Annotated in this window: 7 protein-coding genes; 3 read left to right on the forward strand and 4 right to left on the reverse strand. The window is 35.7% G+C overall.

Annotated elements, in window-relative coordinates:
* The first annotated feature begins 131 nt into the window (after positions 1–131).
* Entirely contained in the window at positions 132–944 is an 813-nt protein-coding gene (locus E1140_RS04080; RefSeq protein ID WP_155179328.1) for an energy transducer TonB, read from the forward strand.
* A 57-nt stretch (positions 945–1001) separates the two neighbouring features.
* On the opposite strand, the gene E1140_RS04085 is transcribed toward E1140_RS04080, so the two are convergent.
* The 3 genes from E1140_RS04085 to E1140_RS04095 all read right to left on the reverse strand — a co-directional run bounded on the left by E1140_RS04085 (position 1002) and on the right by E1140_RS04095 (position 4001).
* Positions 1002–1583, reverse strand: coding sequence for a YceI family protein (locus E1140_RS04085; RefSeq protein ID WP_155179330.1), 582 nt, complete (start codon positions 1581–1583; stop codon positions 1002–1004).
* A gap of 94 nt (positions 1584–1677) precedes the next feature.
* Complete coding sequence (locus E1140_RS04090) at positions 1678–2748, reverse strand: response regulator (protein WP_155179332.1); 1071 nt, start codon at positions 2746–2748, stop codon at positions 1678–1680.
* Positions 2745–4001, reverse strand: coding sequence for a sensor histidine kinase (locus tag E1140_RS04095; protein ID WP_155179334.1), 1257 nt, complete (start codon positions 3999–4001; stop codon positions 2745–2747). The genes E1140_RS04090 and E1140_RS04095 overlap by 4 nt, the downstream gene beginning before the upstream one ends.
* Positions 4002–4150: 149 nt before the next feature.
* On the opposite strand from E1140_RS04095, the gene E1140_RS04100 reads away from it, so the two are divergent.
* Together E1140_RS04100 and E1140_RS04105 are read left to right on the forward strand one after the other, a co-directional pair.
* Entirely contained in the window at positions 4151–6721 is a 2571-nt protein-coding gene (locus E1140_RS04100) for a tetratricopeptide repeat protein (protein WP_155179336.1), read from the forward strand.
* 340 nt (positions 6722–7061) lie between these two features.
* Positions 7062–7619 carry a T9SS type A sorting domain-containing protein gene (locus E1140_RS04105; RefSeq protein WP_155179338.1) on the forward strand — a complete coding sequence of 186 codons (558 nt, stop codon included), beginning with the start codon at positions 7062–7064 and terminating at the stop codon, positions 7617–7619.
* A 67-nt stretch (positions 7620–7686) separates the two neighbouring features.
* Here the strand turns inward: E1140_RS04105 and E1140_RS04110 are convergent.
* Positions 7687–9358: DUF885 domain-containing protein (locus tag E1140_RS04110; protein WP_155179340.1), on the reverse strand; the 1672-nt coding region annotated here is incomplete at its 5' end.

A 9358-nucleotide genomic window follows, 5' to 3' on the forward strand; every position in this document is an offset into this window, starting at 1 on the left:
TACCTCTCCTTTTTTTTGTTTATAGGTTTTTCGTATCTGATAAATATCAGTTTTAACCTATTCAATCATCATATTAATTCTGTTGTTAAGTTGGGATATTTAATTAGTTAAATAACAAACCAGTGTCAATCATGGGACTTCCAGAAATAACCAATAATATTTATAACCTAAAAGTTGTAAAAAATAAAAAGGGCATTATTAAAAGTATTGAAAAAAAGCCCTGGGAAGATTCTGATTTTGTTGCTGATTTGATCAGCATCAAAAAAGCCAGACGAACAAATGCCATTGATCATAAGAAACTCTTTTTTAGCATAGGTCTTTTTTTAAGCATGCTATTCATTACTGTAATGTTTGAATGGCGAAGTTATGATAACACATCTATGATAAACCTTGAGGGTAACATACAAGCCATGGAGGAGATAATGGATGTGCCACTAACAAATCAACCTCCACCTCCACCACCTGAAAAAGTCGTAAAACAAGCTAATATTGTCGAGGTACAGGATGCTGAGGAAATTAAAGAAGAGATTAATATTGATTTCGATATGGATATCTCTGAAGATGACATATTTGCAGCCTTGGATGTTGTGGAAATAGAAAAGCCAGAGGAGGAAGTTGCAGATGAGATATTTAGTATTGTAGAAGATAAGCCTACACCAAAAGGGGGTATGTCTACATTCCTTAAAGGCATTCATGAGAATATAAGATATCCTCAGGCAGCCATCAGAGCAAAAGTACAGGGAAAAGTGTTTGTGCAATTTGTGATAAATGCTGATGGACAGCTTGTCGATTTTGAGGTGATTAAAGGTATCGGCATGGGGTGTGATGAGGAAGCGCTTAGAGTGCTCAGCGAAAGCCCAGCCTGGAACCCAGGTAAACAAAGAGGCGTGCCAGTGAGGGTTCGAATGGTGCTGCCAATTCAATTCGTATACAAAGAAAGGTAAGTAGGAAATAACTAAGAGCACAAAAGCTAGTCTGTAAAAAGTCTGGCTTTATTAGTTTTAGAGCAGGGTTATCTGAAGGTCAATCTCAACGGTAATTGTGTCATGAACTTTTATAAGTCCCATCATAGCAGAAGGAGGATCAATATTAAAGTCTTTCATTTTGAAATCAGAACCCATTTTTATTTGATAAGTGCTGTCGGTAAGAGGTGTGAGTTCATACTTTAAATAGTACTTATTAGTGTGACCAGAAATGGTAACTAATGCTTCTGCCATAGGACAGGTGTTTTTGTTGTTGGTAAAGTTCTCAATAGAAAGAAGTTCGAATTCCATAAATGGAAACTGTTCTTCATTGAGTGTCTTCTTCATGTCTCGGGTGATGTATTTGCTTTTACAGTCAAACTTGCTGACACTTAAACTTAGACTGGCATTTTTGAAATATACATTACCCTTCTCATGAGTATATCCAATAGATAATTGGTCTTCGCAGAAGCCTTCTTGCAACTCGCAGTCAAATTTATTCACATTAGAAACACCTTTAAGCACAAAAGAACTTGTGGGCTCAATTATGAATTTTGAAGTTGATTGCGCTTTTAAGAAAGCCGGAATCAACATAAGCAGAAATAAGGCATTAGATTTCATGAGTCGCCATTTTAAAGACCCAAAAATCAGCTATTTATATGTTCTTTATTATGATGAAGGTCATCTTTAACATTGATACTAGTCTACATTACCATTATCTGGCAAAGTGCCACTGCTGTATTTTAGCTAATTTTTCCATATCCTTGATTATGATCTTACCAGACTGAACCTCAATAATTTGTTCTTCTTTAAGGTCTGATAATACTCTGATTACGGATTCTGTAGCTGTACCTACCATATTAGAGAGGTCATCTCGAGAAACCTTTAGCGGTTCATCTGGAGTTTCTGAGTTGAACTTCTCAAAAATCTCTATCAGTGCACCAGCGGTTCTCTGTCGAACAGAGTTGTAAGCTAGGTCAACAAGTCGCTGCTCTCTTTCAACCACATTGTTAGACAGTAGTTTTATAAATTTCTGAGCTATTTCGCGATTGGAATAAAGCAGTTCGAAAAACTCAATTTTAGGAATTTGAACTATTTCAGAGTCTTCGATAGCCTCAGCTGAGTCCATGTGTTCAGTTTCTTTTAATAAGGCTTCATAGCCAAAGTAGTCATTAGCAGAATATATACCTGTTATTAACTCCTTGCCATCTTCATTGGTCTTTATTGTTTTCACTTTGCCATGAGAGATCATATAAAAGTGATTGGGGTAATCTCCTTCTCTGAAGATTTCATTTCTTTTTTTGTAAAGTCTTGGTCTAAGTGTAGAGGTAAATGACTCTAGGTTATGAACAGATTTAACATCTGAAATGAAGTTCTTAATGCCTTTTGTGTCAGGCTTGTATTCCTTGTTTATAGCATCATATTTTTTTAGCCTCGATTCTATAGCATCTAATAACTCAATGTCGTCAAACGGCTTGGTGAGGTAATCATCTGCGCCCAAAAGCATTCCCTTTCTTAAGTCTGAGTGCTCAGCTTTTGCTGTTAAAAATATAAAAGGAATCCTTTGTGTAGATTCCTTCTTAGATAAAATGTGAAGTACCCCATAACCGTCAAGCTCTGGCATCATGATATCACATAATATCAAATCTGGATGATCAGCCATAGCCATTTCGACACCTCTTTTGCCATTTTCAGCAAGACTTACTTCGAAATCTGCTAGCTCTAATATCTCACCAATATTTTCTCTTATTTCATTATTGTCTTCTATAACTAGTATTTTCTTCATAGAGGTAATTTTACTTTAAAAGTAGTGCCTATATTAAGTTGGCTTTCAAATGTAATGGAGCCAGATAGCAATTCTACATGTTTTTTTACAATATTAAGACCCAGACCGGTACCTTGAATGTTAGTTGCGTTTTTGGCTCTGAAAAACCTTTCGAACAAATGTTTTTGATCAGTTAGATCGATTCCTATTCCCTGATCTGTAACGTGTATATCAATATTATTTTTACCATATATGACGTCCAAAATAATCTTTGAGTTTTCAAATGAATATTTGCTGGCATTAGATAATAAGTTAATAAATATATTTCTCAGCAATTTCTCATCAGACTTGAGTTTTCTTTCAGTACCAAATTTTCTAAGTTCTACATGCTGTCCGCTTTTCAAAACTTCCTCAATATCATTTATTGCTTCATTGGCCAAATCGCTAATATTAAACTCAGTTACCTGAATTTCAGTTTTACCTTCTTCAATTTTTGCTAATGAGAGAAAATCATTGAGGATATTATTCAAGTTATTGATAGATGATTTAATCTTATCAACATGTCTTAACCTTTTCTCCTCAGTGCCAGGATCGTTGTACTTTGATATAAGAGAGGCTGATGATAAAATAGCACTCAATGGAGTTCTGAATTCATGAGAAGCCATAGAAACGAATCTCGACTTTAGCTCATTCAATTCCTTTTCATTTTCAAGTGCTGAAACTACGTCCTCTTGTGCTTTTTTTCTTTCCACTATCTCATCTTCGAGATGGTGATTTACATCTTCAAGTTTTTTTATGGTTTCGTCAAGCTCTTTAGTTCTGGCCTGAACTCTTTTTTCCAGCTCAGAGGCATAGACAATTAACTGTTCTTCACTGTTCTTTAAGGCTTCTTCTATAACTTTCCGGTCTGTGATGTCAATAATAAAAGCTACGGTGTGGCTGTCATCGTTGATGAATGTTTGGTTTAAGCTAATTTCGACAGGGAATAGGCTACCATCTTTTTTTTGAGCCTGGAGATCTCTACCTCTTCCCATTCTTCTTGGTTGGGGGTTTTTACTATAACCTTTTCTTAACTCTGCGTGTTTTTTTCTTAGGCTGGAAGGAAGTAGGTCATCTACTGATAAAGCGAGTAGTTCATCGATCGAATACCCAAAAAGCCTTTTAGAAGATTGGTTGGCCAGAATAATTCGGCCTTCAGAGTTGACCACGATTATCCCTTCTTCACAGGTCTCAAATATGGCTTGATAAGTAGGTAAAGGTGAGTTACTTTTCATTTTAATAGTTAATAATCTTTGTGCTTCCTTCTAATTGGTTAATATTAAAGTTTAATATCTATAAGTAGTCAGTTAAGGTTTATTAATATGATAATATTGCTTAATTTATAAGTTAAATTACTTAAGTTATCTTGGTTTTTTTAAAATAAATGGGTCTGAACTTAATATTTACCCTTCTTATATTTGTTTTTGCGGTCAACGGAAAACCGTCAGTTAACTTGGTTAAAAAACCAGATCAAGCTGAAACTCAAAATCAGCAAATTGCCAAGTTGCTGGACTCTCTTGATTATTATTGGCATTCTGATACTCAAATGGCCATCTTGTATGCAGACTCCGCTTATCAGATAGCAAATGATCTTAACCTTAATAATACTCAAAAAGTAGATGTCTTAGCAAATAAGGGAATTGCAGAATATACTAAAGGGAATTATAATGAGGCATTAATATATTATGACTCTGCCATATATTTAGGTACTAGCTTAGATAAAGATGTAAGCCTTGTCTTTATTTACACGTTAAATTTATTAAGGAAGCAAGGTAGGTTTAAAGAAGTCATCTTTAGAGTGGACTCTTTGCTCGATCTCTCAGGAATTTCACAAAGTAGGAGAGATGAACTACTACTGGTTAAAGCTAAAGTTATAGCTCAGTCTGGCAATGCTCAAAGCGCCTTTGAAACATTAAAGGTGATAGACTTTGATAACCTGCCTATTGAACAGCAAGCATCTTATATTGTAATACAATCAACATTAGAAAATATAAAGGGCGAGTATGCTTCGGCCATTAAACACCTTGATAAATCACTTAGTATTTACCAGTATCGTGGTGATTCCCTAAGCATGGCCGAAGTAAATCTGGAGAAAGCCAAAATATACATGAACTATGGTGGCTTCGATTCCGCTAGTATAGCTATAAATAAAGGTCTCGAGATTTATAAGAGGGCCAAGTATCCATATGGCATTGCCAAAACATACTTTCTGTTAGGTTCTGTGTATACAGAAATGGGCAAAGGAGAAATGGCAGTGGATTATTACTATAAAGCCTTAAAAACCTTCGAGGATCAGTCAAATATTAAAGAAATAGCAGAGACTTATGCTGATCTGGCATGGCTATATTCTGCTCAGGATTCGGAAAAGTCATTGGAGCTCATCAATAAATCAATCAATTTGGCCCATAGAATAGGAGACATTGGTGTAGAGGCTACAGGATATAATTATAAAGGCGTCTTTTTTGATAGAATGAATCAATATGATAGTGCCATTTGGTGCTACGATAAGTCTTTTAGATTAAGAACAAGTATTAACTATGAAAAAGGCGCTGTTGCAGCAGAGTTTAATAAGGGGTTTGTTTATGAAAAGATGGGAATGTATGCCAAGGCATTGGAGATTTATCAACGCACCTACCCAATAGAACTTGAGCTCGGTAATGCTTTGGGCTCCGCCATTAGTGAATACACCATAGGGGGTTTATATATCAAACTAAAAAACTACAGGGAAGCAAAGAAATATTTAGATCTTGCTAATAAGCATTTGACTGAGATGGATGCACTTTCATACCTGCTGGAGTGCCTTGACCTATATGTTAAATATTATGAAGCTATTGGAGATGATACTAAGGCATTAGAATATTTTAAGCAACATGCAGCACTGAAAGACAGTGTTAATAGCAGAGAAAAGGATGTGAGGTTAGCTGAGTTAGAGTCAAGATATAAATTAGAGAAAAGAGAGAAAGAACTAACTCTCCTAAGTCTTGAAAATGAAAATAGAAAGCAAAGTCAGGACTTGCAGAATAAAACAATAACGAATCAAAGGATTTTTATTGGGTTCATCTCCACTGGTATATTAAGTGTTGTGATACTTCTAATTATCACCTTCCGAATTCTTCAAATTAAAAGCAGAAATAATAAGAGGCTTGAGGCACTCAATAAAGAGATAAGTGAACAGGCCGAAGAAATCACCGCTCAGTCTGAGGAGCTGCAAGAGGCCAATGAAGAGATTGTTTCATTAAACGAAGGGTTAGAGTATAAGATAGATGAAAGAACAAAGGAACTGCGGGAGGCTCATAAAGAGCTTGATACCTTTTTTTATCATGCTTCTCATGATTTTCGCAGGCCGCTAACTACTTTTCTTGGGCTTGCAGAAATAGCAAGTACAATTTTAACGGACCCAAAGGCGCTAGAGCTTTTCGATAAGGTGAAGGACACTGCCGGAAGTTTGGATCGAATGGTAAGCAAACTCAAAGCCATCAGTATCATTGGCTTTGATAAGCTGAAGTATACTGAAGTAAATTTGGAAGGTCTGCTGAATAGGGTTATTGATAAACATCAAAAACTTAAAAAAGATAATCTCCTTAGTTTTAAGTTTGATTTGAAAGTAAAGGAAGTTTATTCTTCCTACGACCTGTTAGAGATTATAATGGATAATCTTATAGAAAATGCCATCTTATATAAAAAGAAGGCGACTGATTCCTGGATAAGCATCGAGACTAACAAAATGGATGGTCATGTTATCTTCAAAGTGAGTGATAACGGACAGGGGATTGAAAAAGAACTTACAGATAGAATTTTTGAGATGTACTTTAGAGCAAATGAGCTTTCGCAAGGCAATGGGCTAGGCTTGTATATCACCAAAAAGGCCGTTTCAAAATTAGATGGCTTTATCGAGTTTGAAACAAAACATGATGAAGGGTCTACTTTTACTATCCATATTCCTGTAATTGTCTAAAAATCAGTAGAGTTAAGTTGAGTTTATTCAATGTTTAGCCTTTGACTAACGTCAAGTTTTTGACTAAAAGTTAATAATTCACAAAATTTAATTACATATTATATTTTGTACTACTCTATTATTACGCATCTATTAAGAATATTATTTCTATAATTTATATTTATTAAGAATATTATTTTGTGATTTTACTGAAATTCTTATTTCATATCATTTAGCCTCTAAAATATTGATTAACAAGTAGTTAATTTCTTACATCTAAGTAAGCCAGAGCAAACATGATCGGGTTTGTTGCAATTAGCCCCCATACCTTTGCACCATAATTACAAACCCAAAAAAAGAAATGAAAAAATTATTAACAGTATTAGCATTTGCATTTTCAATTGCTTCTGTATTCGCAGCCGGATCTTCTAAGATCAAAGTATCAAGTGACTCAACAGCAACTTTCAAAGTGTATTACACTAACCAAGATGCTCAAAGAGTAAAAGTGACTATCTACAATGAGTCAGGTAAAAAAGTATTTGGTGAGATCATCAAAAACTCTAATGGTTTTGTTAGACCTTACAACATGAGTGAGCTTCCTGCTGGAAATTACACTATCGAAGTAACTGATAACCAAGAAGTGAAATCTTTCGAATTTGCTTACAACTTAAAGTCTGATAACAACCTTACTGCTTTCGTTAACCAGTACACTAGCAACAAGTTTTTATTAGGATTAGGTAACGGTTCAAATGATGCAGTTACAATCAAAATATTAAATCACAAAAGTGAAGTAGTTTACACTGCTGAAGAAGTAGTAGCTAACCAGTTTGCTCAATTATTCAACATTGAGACTGTTAACGGTACTATCACTTTCCAAGTATTAAAAGGCGACAAGTTGATCAAAGAAATATCTTTCTAAGATTAATGTGTTTGAGTTGATTAGGCCCTGCTCCGCAAGGAGGCAGGGTTTTTTTGTGCCCCAAATTTTATAGGTTGTCAGACAGCTTGGAGTCAATGTATTTATTAATCCGCTCTTCTAGCACTGTCAAAGGCACGGAGCCATTTTCAAGTATTGCCTGATGAAACTCTCCAATATTAAATTTATCTCCGAGTTCTGATTCTGCCATTTTTCTAAGGCTTTTAATTTTGATCTCCCCAATCTTATAGCTGAGTGCCTGTCCTGGCCAGCCAATATATCGGTCAATTTCTGTTGTTACTTCATGAATAGAGAGAGCAGTATTTTCGGATAAGAATTTTAAAGCTTCTTCTCTTGACCAGCCTTTGGTGTGTATGCCTGTATCAACTACTAAACGGCAGGCTCTCCACATTTCATAGGTGTATCTTCCAAATAGTTCATAGGGGGTTGAGTACATACCCATTTCCTCACCGAGGTATTCGCTATATAAGCCCCAGCCTTCGCCAAAGGCACTGATATAGTAGTTGTTTCTAAATTCAGGGACATCCTTTAATTCACCGGTAACCGCACCTTGCAAATGGTGACCTGGCACTGCCTCATGCAGTGTTAAAGCTGGTAATGTGTATAAAGTTCTGCTTTTCAAATTATAAGTATTTACCCAATATATTCCAGCTCTTTTTGACTCCCATGAACCTTCAACATACCTGCCTCCTGTATAAGTGGGGGCTATACTGGCCGGAACAGGCTCAACAGTAAAAGGCAAACTGTATAGCTTGTTAAATAATTTTGGTAATTGACCTTCGGCTTTTTTACTTAGCCATGCAGCGCGGTTTAAAAGTTCTTGTGGAGTTTTAGCATAGAATTGATCATCTGTTCTCAGGAATTGAATAAAGTCTGCGAATGTGCCCTCAAAATTGAGATCAGCGATAATCTCCTCCATTGAAGCACGTATTCTTTTTACTTCAGCGAGCCCAAGCTGGTGCACAGAATCTGCTGACAGCGGGAGCGTGCTATAATGTTTCACTCTGTTCTCATAATATTCTTTGCCTGTAGGCACAAAACTTATACCTGGCTGTTCCTTGGCCACAGGCATGTATTCATTAGCGAAAAAATTATTGATTTCTGTATAGGTCTGCTGTAGAGAGCCAATAACCTCAGTAGCCTTTTTCTCGATAAGCTCAGAGTCTGTCTCGTCTATACTTTCAGGAAGCTCTTTTATTGGATTGTAGAAAGGAGAATCTTCTGTGTTTTCTACTAGCCATGGCTTAAGCAGATTAAGTGTATTGTTAATAATTATTTTCGGTGCTACTATTCCTTCCGTAATACCCATTTTCATCAGTTCTAAATTATCTTTTAATGACTCTTGGTATTTAGGCAGCCAGTTTAAATAATCATAATAATCTTGTGCAGATTTGAAGGGTAGGTTTGATAAGGTGTAAGACATGCTATTATAGAAGCCACCTTCAGCATTAAATGGGATGAAAAGCATTTTAAACTTCACATTATCAATGGAGTTTTTCAGCTTGATCAGCATTACCGTTTTACTAATCTTTTCCTGTTCATCTAATGTTTCGTCACTTATAGCTTCAAGTCTTTCGAGAAATAATTTTAGACTATCTGCATCAGCAAGTCGATCATCGTAAGAAGATGATTCCCATTCTCCTTTGGGATGTATTCCCATATACAAGCTATCCTGACTTGACTGACCATACTTATCAATTTCATTGAACAGCTTAGTAAGC

Source organism: Fulvivirga lutimaris, from assembly GCF_009711525.1.
Lineage (GTDB): Bacteria > Bacteroidota > Bacteroidia > Cytophagales > Cyclobacteriaceae > Fulvivirga > Fulvivirga lutimaris.

Coding starts and splice junctions, on each gene's coding strand:
- E1140_RS04080 (WP_155179328.1), top strand. CDS start 132: ATGGGACTTCCAGAAATAACCAATAATATTTATAACCTAAAAGTTGTA.
- E1140_RS04085 (WP_155179330.1), bottom strand. CDS start 1,583: ATGAAATCTAATGCCTTATTTCTGCTTATGTTGATTCCGGCTTTCTTA.
- E1140_RS04090 (WP_155179332.1), bottom strand. CDS start 2,748: ATGAAGAAAATACTAGTTATAGAAGACAATAATGAAATAAGAGAAAAT.
- E1140_RS04095 (WP_155179334.1), bottom strand. CDS start 4,001: ATGAAAAGTAACTCACCTTTACCTACTTATCAAGCCATATTTGAGACC.
- E1140_RS04100 (WP_155179336.1), top strand. CDS start 4,151: ATGGGTCTGAACTTAATATTTACCCTTCTTATATTTGTTTTTGCGGTC.
- E1140_RS04105 (WP_155179338.1), top strand. CDS start 7,062: ATGAAAAAATTATTAACAGTATTAGCATTTGCATTTTCAATTGCTTCT.